Source organism: Streptomyces albireticuli, assembly GCF_021228125.1.
In the GTDB taxonomy this organism is placed as follows: Bacteria; Actinomycetota; Actinomycetes; order Streptomycetales; family Streptomycetaceae; genus Streptomyces; species Streptomyces albireticuli.
This window is the reverse complement of sequence record NZ_JAJQQS010000002.1, coordinates 66,822-83,596: the sequence shown is the minus strand read 5'-3', so window position 1 is coordinate 83,596 and position 16,775 is coordinate 66,822. Positions and strand designations below refer to the sequence as shown.

General features: G+C 71.0%; 17 protein-coding genes. 6 read left to right on the top strand and 11 right to left on the bottom strand.

The window, feature by feature from the left end:
• The first annotated feature begins 145 nt into the window (after positions 1–145).
• Positions 146–1,012, top strand: coding sequence for a helix-turn-helix domain-containing protein (locus tag LUZ64_RS00560; RefSeq protein WP_232390296.1), 867 nt, complete (start codon positions 146–148; stop codon positions 1,010–1,012).
• Positions 1,013–1,019: 7 nt separating this feature from the next.
• Positions 1,020–1,241, top strand: a complete 222-nt coding sequence (locus LUZ64_RS00555) for a DUF397 domain-containing protein (RefSeq protein ID WP_095584777.1) — start codon at positions 1,020–1,022, stop codon at positions 1,239–1,241.
• Here the strand turns inward: LUZ64_RS00555 and LUZ64_RS00550 are convergent.
• The 4 genes from LUZ64_RS00550 to LUZ64_RS00535 form a co-directional block, all read right to left on the bottom strand.
• A complete protein-coding gene (locus LUZ64_RS00550; RefSeq protein WP_095584778.1) occupies positions 1,238–1,591 on the bottom strand; it encodes a hypothetical protein in 354 nt (117 codons plus the stop codon). The genes LUZ64_RS00555 and LUZ64_RS00550 overlap by 4 nt on opposite strands.
• Before the next feature lie 64 nt (positions 1,592–1,655).
• Positions 1,656–2,525, bottom strand: a complete 870-nt coding sequence (locus LUZ64_RS00545) for a fumarylacetoacetate hydrolase family protein (RefSeq protein WP_095584779.1) — start codon at positions 2,523–2,525, stop codon at positions 1,656–1,658.
• 137 nt (positions 2,526–2,662) lie between these two features.
• Positions 2,663–3,478: a membrane protein insertase YidC gene (gene yidC, locus LUZ64_RS00540; protein WP_095584780.1), complete on the bottom strand. Its 816-nt coding sequence runs from the start codon at positions 3,476–3,478 to the stop codon at positions 2,663–2,665.
• A 173-nt stretch (positions 3,479–3,651) separates the two neighbouring features.
• A complete protein-coding gene (locus tag LUZ64_RS00535; RefSeq protein ID WP_232390297.1) occupies positions 3,652–3,987 on the bottom strand; it encodes a DUF6412 domain-containing protein in 336 nt (111 codons plus the stop codon).
• Between the two features lie 504 nt (positions 3,988–4,491).
• Here LUZ64_RS00535 and LUZ64_RS00530 point away from each other — a divergent pair.
• Positions 4,492–5,139, top strand: a complete 648-nt coding sequence (locus LUZ64_RS00530; RefSeq protein WP_095584782.1) for a hypothetical protein — start codon at positions 4,492–4,494, stop codon at positions 5,137–5,139.
• Complete coding sequence (locus LUZ64_RS00525) at positions 5,139–5,558, top strand: hypothetical protein (protein WP_095584783.1); 420 nt, start codon at positions 5,139–5,141, stop codon at positions 5,556–5,558. Before LUZ64_RS00530 ends, LUZ64_RS00525 begins: the two co-directional genes overlap by 1 nt.
• Positions 5,559–5,606: 48 nt before the next feature.
• On the opposite strand, the gene LUZ64_RS00520 is transcribed toward LUZ64_RS00525, so the two are convergent.
• From LUZ64_RS00520 to LUZ64_RS00510, 3 genes are all read right to left on the bottom strand, one after another.
• On the bottom strand, positions 5,607–7,148 hold the full coding sequence (locus LUZ64_RS00520) for a sodium:solute symporter family protein (RefSeq protein ID WP_232390298.1): 1,542 nt from the start codon (positions 7,146–7,148) through the stop codon (positions 5,607–5,609).
• The gene (locus tag LUZ64_RS00515; RefSeq protein ID WP_232390299.1) at positions 7,145–7,342 is read right to left on the bottom strand and encodes a DUF3311 domain-containing protein; all 198 of its coding nucleotides are present in this window, start codon (positions 7,340–7,342) and stop codon (positions 7,145–7,147) included. The genes LUZ64_RS00520 and LUZ64_RS00515 overlap by 4 nt, the downstream gene beginning before the upstream one ends.
• 135 nt (positions 7,343–7,477) lie before the next feature.
• The gene (locus tag LUZ64_RS00510; protein WP_232390300.1) at positions 7,478–8,758 is read right to left on the bottom strand and encodes a DUF445 domain-containing protein; all 1,281 of its coding nucleotides are present in this window, start codon (positions 8,756–8,758) and stop codon (positions 7,478–7,480) included.
• A 306-nt stretch (positions 8,759–9,064) separates the two neighbouring features.
• On the opposite strand from LUZ64_RS00510, the gene LUZ64_RS00505 reads away from it, so the two are divergent.
• Complete coding sequence (locus LUZ64_RS00505; RefSeq protein WP_095584785.1) at positions 9,065–10,390, top strand: SGNH/GDSL hydrolase family protein; 1,326 nt, start codon at positions 9,065–9,067, stop codon at positions 10,388–10,390.
• A gap of 162 nt (positions 10,391–10,552) precedes the next feature.
• Here the strand turns inward: LUZ64_RS00505 and LUZ64_RS00500 are convergent, their stop codons facing one another.
• The 4 genes from LUZ64_RS00500 to LUZ64_RS00485 form a co-directional block, all read right to left on the bottom strand.
• The gene (locus LUZ64_RS00500) at positions 10,553–11,266 is read right to left on the bottom strand and encodes a DUF1707 domain-containing protein (RefSeq protein ID WP_095584786.1); all 714 of its coding nucleotides are present in this window, start codon (positions 11,264–11,266) and stop codon (positions 10,553–10,555) included.
• A gap of 221 nt (positions 11,267–11,487) precedes the next feature.
• Positions 11,488–12,459, bottom strand: a complete 972-nt coding sequence (locus tag LUZ64_RS00495; RefSeq protein WP_095584655.1) for an ABC transporter ATP-binding protein — start codon at positions 12,457–12,459, stop codon at positions 11,488–11,490.
• Between the two features lie 18 nt (positions 12,460–12,477).
• On the bottom strand, positions 12,478–13,242 hold the full coding sequence (locus LUZ64_RS00490) for an ABC transporter permease (protein ID WP_095584654.1): 765 nt from the start codon (positions 13,240–13,242) through the stop codon (positions 12,478–12,480).
• A gap of 61 nt (positions 13,243–13,303) precedes the next feature.
• Positions 13,304–14,104, bottom strand: a complete 801-nt coding sequence (locus tag LUZ64_RS00485) for an ABC transporter permease (RefSeq protein WP_095584653.1) — start codon at positions 14,102–14,104, stop codon at positions 13,304–13,306.
• Between the two features lie 288 nt (positions 14,105–14,392).
• Between LUZ64_RS00485 and LUZ64_RS00480 the strand changes: the two genes are divergently transcribed.
• Positions 14,393–16,696, top strand: coding sequence for a transglycosylase domain-containing protein (locus LUZ64_RS00480; RefSeq protein WP_232390301.1), 2,304 nt, complete (start codon positions 14,393–14,395; stop codon positions 16,694–16,696).
• The last annotated feature ends 79 nt before the right edge of the window (positions 16,697–16,775 follow it).

Here is a 16,775-nt window from a genome sequence, read left to right as displayed (position 1 = left end):
TAAGTCCGGTTTGACCTCAAACTCCAATTGGTAGAGCTGCAATTTGCAGCTCTACCAACTTTCGGGTGGCACCCGGCGCGATGAGCCGGAAGGCTCCCAACCGTCCCGGAGACTTGGGGGTGCCGGGGTCGACAGAGGAGGGGTTGTGGGGCAGCAGGCGCAGCGGACAGCTCGGCGTAGGAAGTTGGGTACCGCGCTCAGGGCAGCGAGGGAAGGCGCACAGATCAGCGTTGCGGGGGCAGCTGAAGCCGTCCGCGGCGACAGCTCGAAGATCAGCCGAGTGGAAACCGGCAGGCAGCGTCTCACCCGGTTGGAGTTGGACACGCTCCTGGACCTCTACCGGGTCACGGACGAGAAGGCCCGGGAATGGCTCATCGCCCTTGCTTCGGAGGACCGAAAGAGGACTTGGTGGGGTGAGCACCGGGATATGCTGCCCGGCGGATTCAAAGAAAACCTGACCCTTGAGTCTGATGCGGCAAGAATCGCGGTGTATCAGCCGCAGGTCGTCCCTGGCCTGCTGCAAACGCGCGCATACGCCAAAGCCGTCATGTCCGGATCCCCAGACCCGTGGACGGACGAAGACCTGGACTTCTACACGGATTTCCGAATCAAGCGCCAACGCGTCTTCGACCGCGAGAAACCCCCCCAGTATTTATGCGTCATGCAGGAGGGAGTGATCCGACAGCGGATCGGTGGTGCTGCAGTCATGGCGGCCCAGGTCCGGCGACTGTTGGCCATGAGCTGCCAACCGGGCATCGTGATCCAGATTGTCCCCTTCTCCCAGTCCACCTTCACCTGCTCAGGCAGCGCCTTCTATCTGTACTCGTACGCGGGCCCCATAGATCTCGACGTCGTCCAGATCTCGCTTCTCGACAGCGCGTTGTACCTGGAGGAGGATGAGGCCGTGGCGAAATATCGATGGGCTTTCGAGCGCCTTCGAGCTTCAGCGCTGTCGGCAGAGCAATCCGTCGAGCTGATGACATCAGTCGCGAATGGGCTTGAACAGGAGTGAGGTCTAAGTGATACGCCATGGTCTCCCGTCCTACATATGGCGCAAGTCCTCCTACAGCGAGACCACGGGCCCTACTTGCATCGAGATGCAGCTGACCCACGACGGCTCGATAGCTGTCGGCGACAGCAAAGACCGAACCCGAGGCGCCTTCATATTCACACCCCACGCCTGGGCAACCTTCCTGCACTCCATACGCACCGGCACCCTCCCCGCCCAAGGCCCCCGCTAGCCGTCAGCCCGTTCGTCCTTGCGGGCCTGGTACAGCCCCAGCGCACCCACCGCGGACCCCAGTACCACCAGCACCCCGCCCACCATCATGTGCCGCCCCATCGGCGGACCGCTGTGGGCCAGCGCACCCGACAGCTGGGCAGCCTGCACGCCGCCGCCGACGTGGCGCGGGGCCGGGTCGGCGACCAGGGCCGGGACGGGGATCCGCACCACCACCGGCTCAGGGGCCCGCACCCGGCCCGGCATCGTGAACGCGCAGAACAAGAACGTGGCCGCGACAGCGACCAGCACCGCGGCGGCCGGGCCGACGCGGCAGGGCCGGCGGCGGTGACGGCGGGGCGTTCCTCTCACCCTCCTATGCATATCCGGCTATATGCCGATTTGGAGACAATTCAGAACGCGGCACACCCGCCATTCACCCGCCCGGACGCGCGTCCTTCAGCTCCTGCCGCTGGCGGCCGAGGCCCTCGACCTCCAGCTCCACCACGTCCCCGGCCCTCAGGAACGGCTTGGGCTCGGGGCGGCCGACGGCGGAGCCGGCCGGGGTGCCGGTGGTGATGACGTCGCCGGGGTAGAGGGTCATGAACCGGCTGACGTACCGGACGACATGGGCGACGGGGAAGATCTGGTCGGCGGTGGTGCCGTCCTGCATGAGCGTGTCGTTGACCCACAGGCGCAGGGAGAGCGCCTGCGGGTCGGCTATCTCGTCGGGGGTGACGAGCCAGGGGCCGAGGGGGGTGAACGTCTCGCAGTTCTTGCCCTTGTCCCAGCTGCCGCCGCGCTCGAACTGGAAGGCGCGCTCCGTGACGTCGTGGGCGACGGTGTAGCCGGCGACGGCGGCGAGGGCCTCCTCGTCGGTGTCCAGGAGGCGGGCGGTGCGGCCGATGACGACCGCCAGTTCCACCTCCCAGTCCGTCTTCTCGCCGCCGTAAGGGACGAGCACGGTGTCGTCCGGGCCGACGACCGTGTCCGGGGCCTTGAGGAAGAGGACGGGCTCGGCGGGGATCGGGACGCGCGTCTCGGCGGCCAGGTCGCGGTAGTTCACGCCCACCCCGACGATCTTCCCGATGCGGGCGACGGGCGGGCCGGTCCGCAGGCCGACGGGGTCGAGGACGGGGAGTATGCGGGCGCCGACCGAGGCCCGTACGCGCTCCAGCGCGGCCCGGTCGGCCAGCAGCCGGCCGTCCACGTCGGGGACGACGGACGAGAGGTCGCGCAGCGTCCCGTCGTCCTCCAGCAGGGCCGGGCGTTCGCCGCCCGCGGGTCCCACACGCAGCAGCTTCATGGTGACGTCTCCCGAGGTCGTAGGGTCGGCCCGGACAGGCCCGTCCGGGCCGGCCGATGGGGACGGCCATCGAGCGACCGCTTGATCGTGCAAGAGCGGAGGAGCTCTCCGCAAGGGCCCTTTCGGACTGTGGACGGTTACGTGGCGGAACCGTGACGCCGTCCACGGCCCGCGGCGGGCGCCTTCGGCCCGGGGGTGCGCAGCCCGCGCAACAGGGCCCGCTCGGCCGCCGTCCATGTGCTGCTGGTCACCAGATAGAGCCCGGCGGCCAGGGGCACCAGGGCCACCGTGACGAGCATCCCGAAGGACAGCAGCGGGGCCACCTTGGCGAAGCCCGCCATGCCGGGCAGGGCCGGATCCCCGGCGGAGTCACCGCCCGCGGCACCGGCCTTCGCCGCCGCGCGCGCCGTCCGGTACGTCCAGGTGGCCACGGCCGCGACCAGGACGAACAGCCCCGCGTACACCAGACCTTGCGCCCCGAACGGTCCGCCGTGGCCCAGGGCGTCCGCCCAGCGGCCGCCCAGCCGGGTGCCCAGGAGTGTGCGGTCCAGCAGCTCGGCTCCGCCGGAGCCGGTGGAGAACAGGTGGAACATCGCGAACAGCACCGGCGCCTGCGCGAGCACCGGCCCGATGCCGGCGAACTGGGAGACGCCCGCCTTGGCGTGGAGCTCGCGCACCGCCCGCATCATCCGCTCGGGGTCACGGGAGTGCTTCCGGCGGAGTTCCGCGACGCGCGGGGCGAGCGCGGCCCGGGCCCGGTCGCCACGGGCCGCGGACCGTGCGAGCGGGTGCAGGGCGAGGCGTACGAGCAGGGTGAGCAGGACGACCGCGACGGCCGTACCGGAAGCGCCGAAGAGCGGGGCGAGCTTCTCGCCCGCCCACAGGAGCAGTGAACCGAGCGAAGAGAAAAGCGAGGAGAAAGGCGAAGCGGAAAGCGCGGTGAACGCGGACATGGAGAACCCTCCGGGGCCTCGTCGTGTCGGGAAAGTTAATTCGTCGACATGACGAGCCGTACGGCTCCGCGCGTCATCGCCGCACCGAAGAGACCGATCCGGAGTGGATCCGGAATCGATCGATCAGACCGGTCCGAGCAGCCGGATCAGCCGGATCGGAGCGGTCGGATCGGTCAGTGGCAGAACGCGGTCGTACGGCCCGTCCGGAGGGAACGGCCGGGTGCGCGGGGCCTGCGGCGGCCCCGGCCGTCGGGATCGCGCTGGGCGAGGAAGGCCGTGCGCAGCTCACGGTCCCGCATCGCCGTGCGTATGCGGGTCGGGGTGAGGGGGCCGCCCGTGCGCGCGGCGGCGACGGCGGCGTAGAGCAGGAGCGCGGAGACGGCGGCCACCGCTACGGCGCTCGCGGTGAGTGCGACGGCTACGGCGCCCATCAGGCCGCTCTGGCCGAGCAGGAGCTCCGCCAGCAGGAAGAGGAGCACGCCGGCGTACGCGCGGAACGCAGCGCTCATCCTGAACCCCTCCCCGGTCATCGCGCGACGGCATCGGGTGATGTCACGTCACTTCACTCACTCGTCCCGATGTTAGACCACCGCACTGACAATCGATCCGAGCCGCCGACGACCCGTGCCGGGCGACCGCCGGGCATCCGCCCGGCACCCCTCCGCCGCCCCTCCCCCACGCCCCGCGGCGCGGCGCCCCGTCCGCCACACCCCGAACATTCGAGCGGAAAATCGATCCGTGACATGAGAAGAATCGTTCCGCTGAGAACGGAAGAACTCCTTACGGTCGGGTAATCCCTAAGCTCAACCGGAACGCCTCCCGTACACGTACTACAGGCTTCGACAGACCTTTCCACATAGGTTCACCGAAGGTTGACGATCTGCTACGTTGGGTAGGCTCAAGATACCTCTGGGGGCACCATGCGGAGAAAAGAATTCGCCTTAGGCGTGCTCAGCGTGCTCGAGCCACCGGACCGGATGAATTCCGACCGGGACGGCTCGCGAATAACGCGAGTGCGAAGCTTCGACGAAGGGGCCGCGGCGCTGATAGCGGCCCTGCGGGAAGAAGAGGGAAAGCAGATCGCCGAGGCCGCGAGCGCGCGGCAGCGTGACGACGCCGAAAGAAATCCCGACCTCACCAGGCTGCGTCTGGTGGCGGTGGCCGGCAGCTTCCTCTCGGCGGTCTCGACCCTGGGATTCTGCTCGCTGGCCTTCGCCAGCGACGCCAAGTGGCCGCTGATCGGGGTGTGCACGGTCTCGGCCGCCGCCACCGCGGCCATCCTCATCTTCTACGCCGCGCTGCGGCGGTCCGTCGCCCGGAGGGCACTCCGGCTCCAGACGGCCCCGCCGATGGCGGTCACCCTGCGGGGCATGGCCGCCGAGCACGTGTCCAACCTGGAGGCCACCCGCCTCCTGCGGTGCAGCGAGCACGATCCCCAGCTCACCGACGCCATCCTCGTGGAGATCGTCCGCGAGTACACGGACGCCGAGCGGTCGCGCACGTCGCCGCCCGTCGGCGCGTCTCCCCCCACCGAGGCGCGGGCGGAGAGACAACGCACCTTCTCCAGCCTGGTGGGCAACGCCGCGAAGCCCGCCCATCAGAACCATTTGATAACCCGCACGCTCCGCAGGATCGCCTCGGATGTGAGCGGGACGAGCTGATGGCCAGAAACGGGGGAGCCATCAGCGTAAAGGTCGACACAGCTCACATCATCGAGCTGTCGAAAAACCTGGAGAACGTCGATCAGCGGACCCTCAGAAGGGCGATACGCGCCATCACTCTCGATTCCCGGCTGCATTTCCGGGGCGTCGTGCTCGGAAATGTCGTCATGGCGCTGGGTCATGTCATTTCCGGCGCCCTGGTCCTGGCCTATCTCTGGGTCGGGTACCAGATGGTCCTGAGGGACCACGCGGGGCTGTGCGTGGTGCTGTGCGGCCTGCCCGTGACGTCCGTGGCCTCGATCTTCATGCTCAAGAAGGTCCCGGCGACCCACGCCCTGGGGGCACTGGGCCGCCGCGTCATCGGGCTTCTCGGGCAGGGACAGGGGCCCGGCCCCGGACAGGGCGGCGGCGCGATCTGACGGCGGCCGCCGCCCGGCCGCCGCCCGGAACACCACCCGCGCCACCGGCTAAACCGTCACCCGGCCCGGGACCGATTCCTCCGGTCCCGGGTCCTTCGCGAGCACCTCCTCGTCCGGCCGCGCGTCGGCCGGGACCGGGCCGAGCCAGGAGACGGCGAGCGCCACCGCGACGTTCGCGACCAGCGCCACGGCCCCCGCGTTGACGCCCCACACGGGGTCGTTCTCGGTGAAGACCAGCGCGCACACCAGCGTCCCGCCCACGACGAGACCGCTCAGCGCACCCCACAGCGTCAGCTTCCGCCACAGCAGACCCAGCAGGATCATGGGCACGAGCTGGGCCATCCCCTCGTAGGAGATGAGGGAGAGGCGTACCAGGGTGTTGGGCGTGGCATAGGTGAGGATCAGGGCCAGGACGCCCGCCACCACCACGACGACCTGCGCGGCGAGCCGCTGCCGGTCGGGGCGACCGGCCAGGCGCGGGATCGCGCCGAGCACGCTCTTCCCCCACATCGTGCCGATGACCAGCATGAACACCGCCATCGGCACGATCGACGACAACGCCGCCGCGACCCCGATCACGCCGACCGTCCAGGCCGGCAGCGAGTCCACGACCAGCTTGAACAGCGCCAGGTTCGAGGACGCGCCGGTCAGCCCCGGCACCACGAAGATCGCCGCCATGCCGAGCAGCATCGGCACGAACAGCAGGACGTTGTAGAAGGGCAGCAGCATCGCGTTGCGGCGCAGGGCGTCGGCGTTCCGGGCGCCGAGGTAGCCGGCGACGGTCGTCGGGAAGATGACGACGGTCAGGGAGTTGAGGAAGCTCGTCGTCACGAACCAGCCGCCGCCCAGGCCGCTGCCGCCGTGCCCGGTGAAGGTCAGCCAGTCCGGCTTCTCCGCCACGACACGGTCCAGGAAGGGGCCGTAGCCGTCGAAGTAGTGCAGCGGCACATAGACGGCGAGGAAGCCGAGCGTGCCGATGACCAGGACGTCCTTGAGGACGGATACCCAGGCGCTGCCGCGCAGTCCGCTCACCACGACGAAGCCGGTGGTCACGGCGAAGGCGATGAAGTACGCCCAGTTCAGGCTGATGGCGCCGTAGGAGATCGTGGAGACGACCACGCCCATGCCGGTGATCTGGAGCTGGATGTAGGGCAGCAGGCAGACCGTCGCGAGGATCGCGACCAGGGTGCCCAGCCAGGGGCGGTCGTAGCGGTGGGCCACCATGTCGGTGATGGTGACGAGTCCGTGCCTGCGCGCGTACGACCAGAGGGTGGGGCCGACGACGTAGCCGAGCGCGTAGCCGCAGGACATGTACGCGATGACGTACAGGACGGGCGCGCCGTGGTTGTAGCCCCAGCCGGCCGCGCCGAGGTAGCTGAAGCTGGTGTAGCCCTCGCCCGCCATCAGCACCCAGATGAAGACCGTGCCCATGCTGCGGCCGCCCACGGACCACTCGGCGAGGCCGCCACCGGAGCCCCGGCCGCGCACGGCCAGGAGGCCGAGGGCGACGGTGAGGAGCATGAAGACGACGAAGACGGTGGTGGCGACGGTGGTGTCCGTCGCGCTCGCGCTCATGACGACGGTGTTCATACGCGGCCTCGTCGCTTGTCGCCGCGCCAGGCGAGGTAGACGGCCACGGGGGTGAGGAGCGTGGCGAGGAGGAGCCAGAAGAAGAGGAAGGGGAGGCCGAGGACGGTGGGGTGGACGCGGTCGGTGAGGGGGAGGGTGGCGAGGTAGAGGACGTAGGGGGCGAGAAGCCATAGCAAGGTGGGACGTTTCAGCACGGGTCGACACTAGGTCGTGACCGGGGGTATTTCCCCCAGCCCGCCCCTTCCCGATACCGGGGGCTACGCCCCCGGCCCCTCTCCCGCGCTCCGCGCGGTGTCCTCGATCGCCGGACGGGCCGAATCGTTCCCGTGCTACGCCCCCAGCAGCCTCGACGCCGTGTAGATGCACAGCCCCGCCAGCGCGCCCACCACCGTGCCGTTGATCCTGATGAACTGGAGGTCCCGGCCGATGTGGGCCTCGATCTTGCGGGACGTGTGCTCCGCGTCCCAGCTCGCCACCGTGTCCGTGATCAGGGCCGTGATCTCGTCGCGGTACGTCGTCACGACGTACACCGCCGCGTCCTCCAGCCAGCGGTCGGCCTTCGCGCGCAGGTGCTCGTCGGCCGTCATCCGCTCGCCGAGGGAGAGCAGACCGGCTCGGACGCGGAGGCGGAGCTCGCTGCGCTCGTCCTCGGCGGCGGCGACGATCATGGCGCGGACCGAGGCCCAGGCGGAGGCGATGAGGTCCTGGACCTCGCCCCGGCCGAGCACCTCGGACTTCAGCCGCTCGACGCGCGCCCGGGTGTCCGTGTCGGACCGGAGGTCGCCCGCGAAGTCGGCCAGGAAGCGGTCGACGGCCCCGCGCGCCGGGTGGTCGGGCATGTCCCGCATCTCCGTGACGAAGCGGAGCAGCTCCTTATAGACGCGCTCGCCGACCTTGCGGTCCACGAAGCGGGGCGTCCAGCCGGGCGCGCCGCCCGTGACCGCGCCCATCACGGAGTCGCCGTGCGTCACGAGCCAGTCGTGGGCCCGTACGCACACCAGGTCCACGACGCGGTGGTGGCCGCCGTCCGCGACGATCTTCTCCAGCATCGTGCCGATGCCGGGGGCGATCTCCTGGGCGTCGGCGCGCCGGGTGATGGCCTCTCCTACGACCGCCTGGACGTCGGAGTCCCGCAGCACGGTGAGCGCGCCGCGCAGGGCCGTGGCCAGCTCGGCCGTCACCCGGTCGGCGTGCTCCGGCCGGGCCAGCCAGGCGCCCAGGCGCGAGGAGATGCCGACGGCGCGCAGCCGGACCCGGACCACGTCGCCGGAGAGGAAGTTCTCGCCGACGAACTCGCCGAGGCTCTGCCCCAGCTGGTCCTTCTTGGTCGGGATGATCGCGGTGTGCGGGATGGGCAGGCCCATCGGGCGCCGGAAGAGCGCGGTGACCGCGAACCAGTCGGCCAGCGCGCCGACCATGCCGGCCTCCGCGGCCGCCGCCACATAGCCGGCCCAGGCGCCCGCGCCCGAGGACTGTCCCCATTTCGCAAGGGCGTAGACGAGCGCGACAAGGAGCAGAAGGCCCGTGGCGAGGGTCTTCATCCGGCGCACTCCGCGGCGTTTCTCCTCATCTGCGGCGCTATAGGTGAGACCGCCCACCGCAGTGGGCATCACCCATTCGGCGGCTGCCGAATCGTCACCTGGGGACCGTTCCATCCGCACCACCCGTTCCAGCCGTCCTCACGTGCATTGTCCCTACTCGACGTACTCCGGGAACGCACCGGGAGTTCCCGGCGTCTGACAAGTCGCATGTGACACGTTGCGTGATCCCATCGGCCGACAGGCGCGCCCCGAAGCCACCGTGGGATCATGGAACAGCGATCGGACCGCGAGGGCGCTGTTGCTGATCAGTCGCTGTTTTCGTCCCCGGTTCCGCACCGGAGCTACCCGCTCCGCCCTTCCCAGGAGACTCCCGCCATGAACAGGCCACCTCTGCCCCGCGGCGCGGCGTACGCCGTCCTCGCCGCGCTGGCGGCCGTGGTGATACTCGTCTCGACCGCGATATTCATCGGGGTCGGCGGCCAGGACGGTCAGGCCACGACGAGCACGCGCGACAACCACGGCACGGCCGAGCCGGCCGCGTCCGGCGAGTGGATCGGCTCCTGGGCCACCTCCCCTTCGGCGGCGGAGCCGAACACCTCCCGGGGCTACGCGGGCCAGTCCATCCGCAATGTGGTGCACACCAGCATCGGCGGCACCGGCGCCCGCATCCAGCTCTCCAACCTCTACGGCGCGCAGCCGCTGGCCGTCACCCATGCCTCGCTGGCCCTCGCGGCGAGCCCGGGATCCCCCGCCGCGGCGCCCGGCAGCATGCGCCGGCTGACCTTCGGCGGGCAGCCCACGGTGACCATCCCGGCCGGCCGCTCCCTGCTCAGCGACCCCGTCCGGCTCCTCGTCCCGGCCGCGGCCGATCTGCTCGTCACCACGTACTCGCCGACCCCGTCGGGCCCGGTGACGTTCCACCCGCACGCCCGCCAGCTCTCCTTCATGGCGCGCGGCGACCGGACGGAGGACGCCCAGGGCATCGGCTTCACCGCGAAGGGCCCCTACTGGCGGTACCTCACCGCTGTCGACGTCTGGACCCAGGAGTCGCACGGCGCGGTCGTCGCCATCGGCGACTCGATCACGGACGGTGTGACCTCCACCCTCGGCGCCAACCGCCGCTGGACGGACTTCCTGGCCGCCCGGCTGCGCACCGAGGCCGGGGCGCCGCGCTACGGCGTCCTCAACGAGGGCATCAGCGGCAACCGCGTCCTCCTCGGCAACTCCGGGCCGGCCCCGGTGAACAACCCGAGCGGCATCGACCGCTTCGACCGCGACGTCCTCTCCCGCACGGGCGCCCGCGTCGTCGTCATGGAACTCGGCATCAACGACATACTCCGCCGCCCGCAGCAGAAGGACCCGCAGCAGATCGTGAGCGGCCTCCGGCAGCTCGTGACGCGGGCGCACGCGCGCGGCATGCGAGTGGTCGGCTCGACGCTGATGCCCTTCGACGGGCACAAGGGCGCCGTGCCCAGCCAGGAGGCCACCCGGCAGGGCGTCAACGCGCTGATCCGGGCGGGCGGCGTCTTCGACGACGTCGTCGACTTCGACCTGGCGCTGCGCGACCCGGAGAACCCGGGGCAGCTGCTTCCGGCGTACGACTCCGGGGACCACCTGCACCCGAGCGACGCGGGGTACGCGGCGATGGCGCGGGCCGTGAACCTTGAGACGCTCAAGGGGCAGGCGGCGACGGCGCTCTGACGGGGGCCGGGGGCTGACCTGCGCGGTGCGGGGGTCTGACCTGCGGTGTCACGGCGAGCTCCGGGGGCTGTCCCGTCCCGACCCGGCTCCCGGCTCCGGGGCTCGCGCCGGGCCCGGCCCGGGCCGGCTCCGCCCCGGACCCGTTCCCTTCCTACTCCAGTCCTACTCCAGCGACTTGCGGCGCTCCTCGCGCCCGAGGCGGCGCTGCTCGCGGCGGTCCTCGCGGCTCAGCCTGCGCTCCTCACGGTCGGTCCGCTGGAGCCGCTCGCGCTCCTCCTTCTCCGCCTTCGTCAGCTTGCGCTCGACGGAGACGCCGCCCCAGATCGCCAGGCCGGTGATCCGCACGCGCGGGGAGCCAGGGGTGCCGGGGCCGGTCGCCTCGTCGCCGAAGCCGCCCATGATGCCGACGCCGCTGACCTGGACGTCCAGGTCCTTGGGCACGACGACGCTCATACCGCCCATGAGGGCGAAGCAGCGGATGACGATCTCGCCGTCCTCGAAGCGGGCCTCCCGCAGGTCGATCTCGCCGCCGCCCCACATGGTGAAGGCGGTGAACTTCCGCGGCACCGTCCAGCCGCCCTTGCGGTGGAAGCCGCCCCAGACGCCGACGGCGACCTTGGAGGTGCCCGTTCCGCCGATCCGGTCCCGCCAGGGGCCCGTGGTCACGGCCGGGGCGGGGGCCACGGATCCGGGTGCGGGGAGATCCCGTACGAGCGGCTCCAGCTCGCCGCGCGTACGGGCCTTGTAGGCCGCGTCGAGGCGCTGCTCGAACTCCTCCATGTCGAGCCGCCCCTCGGCGACGGCCTCGCGCAGGGCTTCGGTGATGCGCTCTCGCTCGGCGTCGGAGGCCCGCATGTCAGGAAGTTCGCTCATCATGCGGACCAGGGTAGGTCGTGGGGGTGGGGCTTTTTCCCCTACCCGCCCCTTCCTGAATGTCCTCAAGCGCCGGACGGGCTGAAAATCAGCCCGTCCGGCGCTTGAGGATCGGGGTCCGGGGCGGAGCCCCGGTTCGGGAAGGGGCGGGGAGGGGAAAAGGCCCGCCGCAGGCGCACCCCCGCACCCCCGCCCCGCACCCCCGCCCCGCACCCCACCCCCCGTCACAACCCCTTCCCACCCGCGTACATCCGCGCGATCACGTCCTCGATATCCGGCTCCCGCACCGACAGATCCACCAACGGATACCGCTCCGCCACCGCCGCCACGATCGGCGCCGCGCTCTGCCCCGTCCCGAACGCCAGCCACTGCCGCGGACCCTCCACCTTGACCGTGCGCGCGCCGGGCACGTCCTCGATCGGCGGGAGTTCGCGTTCCAGGTCGACGACGAGCGTGCGCTCGCTCTCGCCGGCCGCGTGCAGTTCGGCGAGGCCGCCGTCGTGGACCAGGCGGCCGTGGTCGATGACCATCACGCGCTCGCACAGCTGCTCGATGTCGGTGAGGTCGTGCGTGGTCAGCAGCACCGTCGTGCCGCGCTCGGCGTTGACCTCGCGCAGGAAGCCGCGGACCTTGGCCTTGCTGACGACGTCCAGGCCGATCGTCGGCTCGTCGAGGTAGAGCACCTCGGGGTCGTGCAGCAGGGCGGCGGCGATGTCCCCGCGCATCCGCTGCCCCAGGGAGAGCTGACGCACCGGCACGTCGAGGAGGGCGCCGAGGTCCAGGAGCTCCACGCAGCGGTCCAGGTTGGCGCGGTAGCGGGCCTCGGGGACCCGGTACATGCGGCGCACCAGGCCGTACGAGTCGCGCAGCGGCAGGTCCCACCAGAGGGTGGTGCGCTGCCCGAAGACCACGCCGATACGGTGCGCGAGCCCGGCGCGCTCGCGGGAGGGGTCGATGCCCGCGACGCGCAGCCGGCCCGCGCTGGGCGTCAGGATGCCCGTGAGCATCTTGATGGTGGTGGACTTCCCGGCGCCGTTGGGGCCGATGTAACCGACCATCTCACCGCGCCCGACGCGGAAGCCGATGCCGTCCACGGCACGCACCCGGTGCCGCTCGCGGCGCAGGAACCCGGCCTTGCGGCGGACGTCGAAGACCTTCTCGACACCGTCCAGTTCGATGAACCCGTCGTCGGACAACTCGTTCCCCGCCACCTCTCAGCTTCCCGTGCTCCGGTAGTTCCTCAGTCCCACCCGCCACAGCAGCCCCGCGGCCGTGAGCATCGCGAGCGCCACGCCCGGCCCGCAGAAGTCCACCCAGCCCGGCAGGCCCAGCGGGTCGTCCCGGCCCAGCATGCGCAGCACCGGGATCCAGTTGACGAAGGCGAGCGGCACCACGAAGGTCGCCCCGCGCACCAGTTCGCGGGCGAAGACCGCCGGCGGGTACTGGAGCATCGTCGAGCCGCCGTAGGTGAAGGAGTTCTGCACCTCGGAGGCGTCGGCCGCCCAGAACTGGAAGGCGGCGCCGGCGATGAAGACGGCGGCGAAGATACCGGCGCCCGCGATCACCGTCACCGCCGTGAAGAGGGCCTTCGCCGGGGTCCAGGCGACGTCCGCGCGCGCCACGCCCCAGCCGAGGACCAGCAGGCCCTGGGAGACCCGGCCGAGGCGGCGCAGCGCGAAGCGGTCGGCGGCGACCTGGGCGACGACGGGCGCGGGGCGGACCAGCAGGATGTCGAAGGTGCCGTCGCGGACGCGCCTGCCGACGCGGTCCATGTTGCCGAGGGCGAGGTCCGCCAGGCCCAGGGAGGTGCTCGTCGCCCCGTACAGCAGCGCGATCTCGGGCAGGGTGAAGCCGCCGAGCCGGTCGATGTGCGAAAACATGATCATGATGGCGACGAAGTCGAGGACACTCGCCGCGAAATTTCCGGCCGTCGTCATCAGGAAGGACGCGCGGTAGGCCATGGTCGAGCGCACCCACATCGCGACGATCAGCCCGTACGCGCGCAGGCCCCCGGAGACGCTCCGGGCCCGTGCGAGGGCGTCAGCCACCCTGCACCACCACCTTCCTGGTCGCCAGGGACTGCAGCGCCCGCCCGGCGCCCAGCAGCAGCGCCGCCCACAGGACCTGGAAGCCCAGCGCGCGGGCGAGGCCGGTCCCGGAGTGCGTGCCGAGCAGGACGTCCACGGGCACCTGGAGCATCGCCGCCCAGGGCAGCAGCCGGGCGATCTCGCCGAAGAGGCCGGGGAAGACGGTCAGCGGCAGCAGCATCCCCGAGAAGAACATGCACATCAGTGCGCTGATCATGTTGACGCCCTGGCCGTCGAGCAGCCAGAAGGCGCACAGGGCCACCAGGAAGCGCAGCGCGAAGCCCACCACGACGCCCAGCAGCGCCGAGAGGAGGAAGGCGAGCCAGCGCAGCGGGTCGGCGGGCAGCGACAGCTCGAAGGCGAGCGCGCCGACGGCCACCGGCACGGCGCCCCGGCCCAGCAGATGGAAGGCGGCCCGGCCGAGGTCGGCGGCGAGCCACCACAGCTGGAGGTCGGCGGGGCGGTAGAGGTCGACGGCGATGTCGCCGGTGCGGATGCGCTCCTGGAGCTCCTCCTGGAAGCCGCCGCCGAGCAGGGCCGCGGCGGCCAGCAGCCCCTGGCTCACCCAGACGAAGGTGAGGGCCTGGGACTGGTCGTAACCGCCGAGGTGCGGACGCTCGTCCCAGAGCGCGACGAAGGTGTAGGCGATGACGAAGCCGAACACGGTATTGGTGAAGACCCCCGCGGCGGTCGCGACGCGATACGTGGCATACCGCCGGAAACCGCTCACCGCCACGGCCGCGTAGAGCCGCATCCCGGGGCACCTCCCGTCGTTGAACCTCGATAGTCCGCCGCCTCCGAAGCGCAGGAGCTTAGCGGCCCCGTTCAGCCGCCGACCACGGCTTTTTCACTCCAAGGAGTGGTCGGCCCGACCCGGATGGCCCTTACCGGGCCGTCGCAGGTGCGCTACGCCCCCTCGGCGCGGAACGCATGATGCGAAAGTGTTTTACGGGGCGTAAGCCGCACGGCGAACCGCCCGACACAACACCGCCCTCACCGCGGTTGGCACAACCCCGGTGGCGGCCGAGGAGTCCCTACAGACATGAGCGACGAGCAGTCACAGCAGCGGCCGGCCGGCGGTGAGCACACCCGGCCGGCGGGCTGGTCGCCGGCGGACGGCACCGGGCCCGGCCGCAGAGGAAGACCCGGCCGCCCCAAGCGCACCGGCTGGCGCCGCCTGCTGCCGACCTGGCGCATGGTCCTCGGCGGCTTCCTGCTGATCGTCCTGCTCATCGCCGGCGCCCTCGTCGCCGGGTACATGCTGGTGCACATCCCCGCGGCCAACCGCGCGGCCGTCGCGGAGAGCAACGTCTACCTCTACTCCGACGGCTCCCAGCTCGCCCGCGACGGCGAGGTGAACCGCGAGAGCGTCTCCCTGAGCAAGGTCCCCCGGGACGTCCAGCACGCCGTGCTCGCCGCCGAGGACCGCGACTTCTACTCCGAGTCGGCCGTCAACCCCGAGGCCATGCTCCGCGCCGCCTGGAACACCGCCACGGGCAAGGGCAAGCAGTCCGGCTCCACCATCACCCAGCAGTACGTCAAGAACTACTACCTGGGCCAGGAGCAGACCGTCACCCGTAAGGTGAAGGAATTCTTCATCGCGATCAAGCTCGACCGCGAGCAGAGCAAGGACGAGATCCTCGAGGGCTATCTCAACACCAGCTACTTCGGCCGGAACGCCTACGGCATCCAGGCCGCCGCCCAGGCCTACTACGGCAAGGACTCCGACAAGCTGAACGCCGCGGAGGGCGCCTATCTGGCCACCCTCCTCAACGCCCCCAGCGCCTACGACGTCGGCGCCCACCCGGAGAACAAGCCGCGCGCCACGGCCCGCTGGAACTACGTCCTCGACGGCATGGTCAAGAAGAAGTGGCTCACCGCCGAGGAGCGCGCGAAGATGTCGTTCCCGAGCCCCGGCAAGTCCAAGCCGCGCCTCGGCATGTCGGGCCAGCGCGGCTATCTCGTCGAGGCGGTCAAGGACCACCTCACCAACAGCAAGATCGTCGACGAGCAGACCCTGGCCCGCGGCGGCTACCGCATCACCACCACCATCGACCGCGAGAAGCAGGACGCCTTCGTCGACGCCGTGCAGAAGCGGCTGATGGACGAGCTGAGCGAGAACCGCACGGTCGACCGCTACGTCAGGGCGGGCGGCGCCTCCATCGACCCCAAGACCGGCCGGGTCGTCGCCCTCTACGGCGGCATCGACTACACCAAGCAGTACGTCAACAACGCCACCCGCCGCGACTACCAGGTCGGCTCCACCTTCAAGCCCTTCGTCTTCACCTCGGCCGTGGAGAACGACTCCACCACCCAGGACGGCCGCGCGATCACCCCCAACACCGTCTACGACGGCACCAACAAACGCCCCGTGCGCGGACCCGCCGGACCGGTCGGCTTCGCCCCGGCCAACGAGGACGACCGCTCGTACGGCCGGATCACCGTCACCAAGGCCACCGACCTGTCCGTCAACGCCGTCTACGCCCAGATGGCCCAGGACGTCGGCCCCGCCAAGGTCAAGAACACCGCCGTCGCCCTCGGCATCCCCGAGAAGACCCCCGAGCTGATCGCCACCCCGTCCATCGCCCTCGGCGTCGCCACCGCCAGCGTCCTCGACATGACCCAGGCCTACGCGACCCTCGCCAACCACGGCAGACACGGCGCCTACACCCTGGTCGACAAGGTCGCCAAGGGCGGCGAGAGCGTCTCCCTGCCCGACAAGGACACCAAGCAGGCCGTCTCCCGCGAGGCCGCCGACACCACCACCGCGATCCTCCAGAGCGTCGTCGACAACGGCACGGGCGCCGCCGCCCAGGCCGCCGGGCGCCCCGCCGCCGGCAAGACCGGCACCGCCGAGGAGGACAAGGCCGCCTGGTTCGCCGGCTACACCCCCGACCTCGCCACCGTCGTCGCCGTCATGGGCCAGGACTCCGACACCGGCGACCAGAAGCCGCTCTACGGGGCGACCGGCCTGGACCGCATCAACGGCGGCGGCTACCCCGCGGAGATCTGGGCGTCGTACACCGCCGCCGCCCTGTCGGGCGCCCCCGTCAAGGACTTCGACCTGGACACCGCGAGCGGCGGCACCGTACCGCCGCTGGAGCCGACCGCCGGCTCCGAGCCCCCGGAGTCCCCCAGCGCCCCGCCGGCCACCACCGCGCCGCCGACCACCCCGCCGCGCACCACCGCGCCACCGCTGCCGCCCACCGGGCCGCCGACGTTCCCCGGCCCGCCGACGGGCCCCCCGACGATCCCGCCGATCTTCACCTTCGAGCCGGGGGAACGCGGCGGGCTGAACGGGAAGCACGGCATCGACAAGGGCGACCTGCTGGGTTACGACTACTGACGCGCGGAGGGGTGCGGAGGGGGTGCCCCGGAACCTCGGTTCCGGGGCACCCCCTCCGTCCCGTACGGGCTCGTGCGCG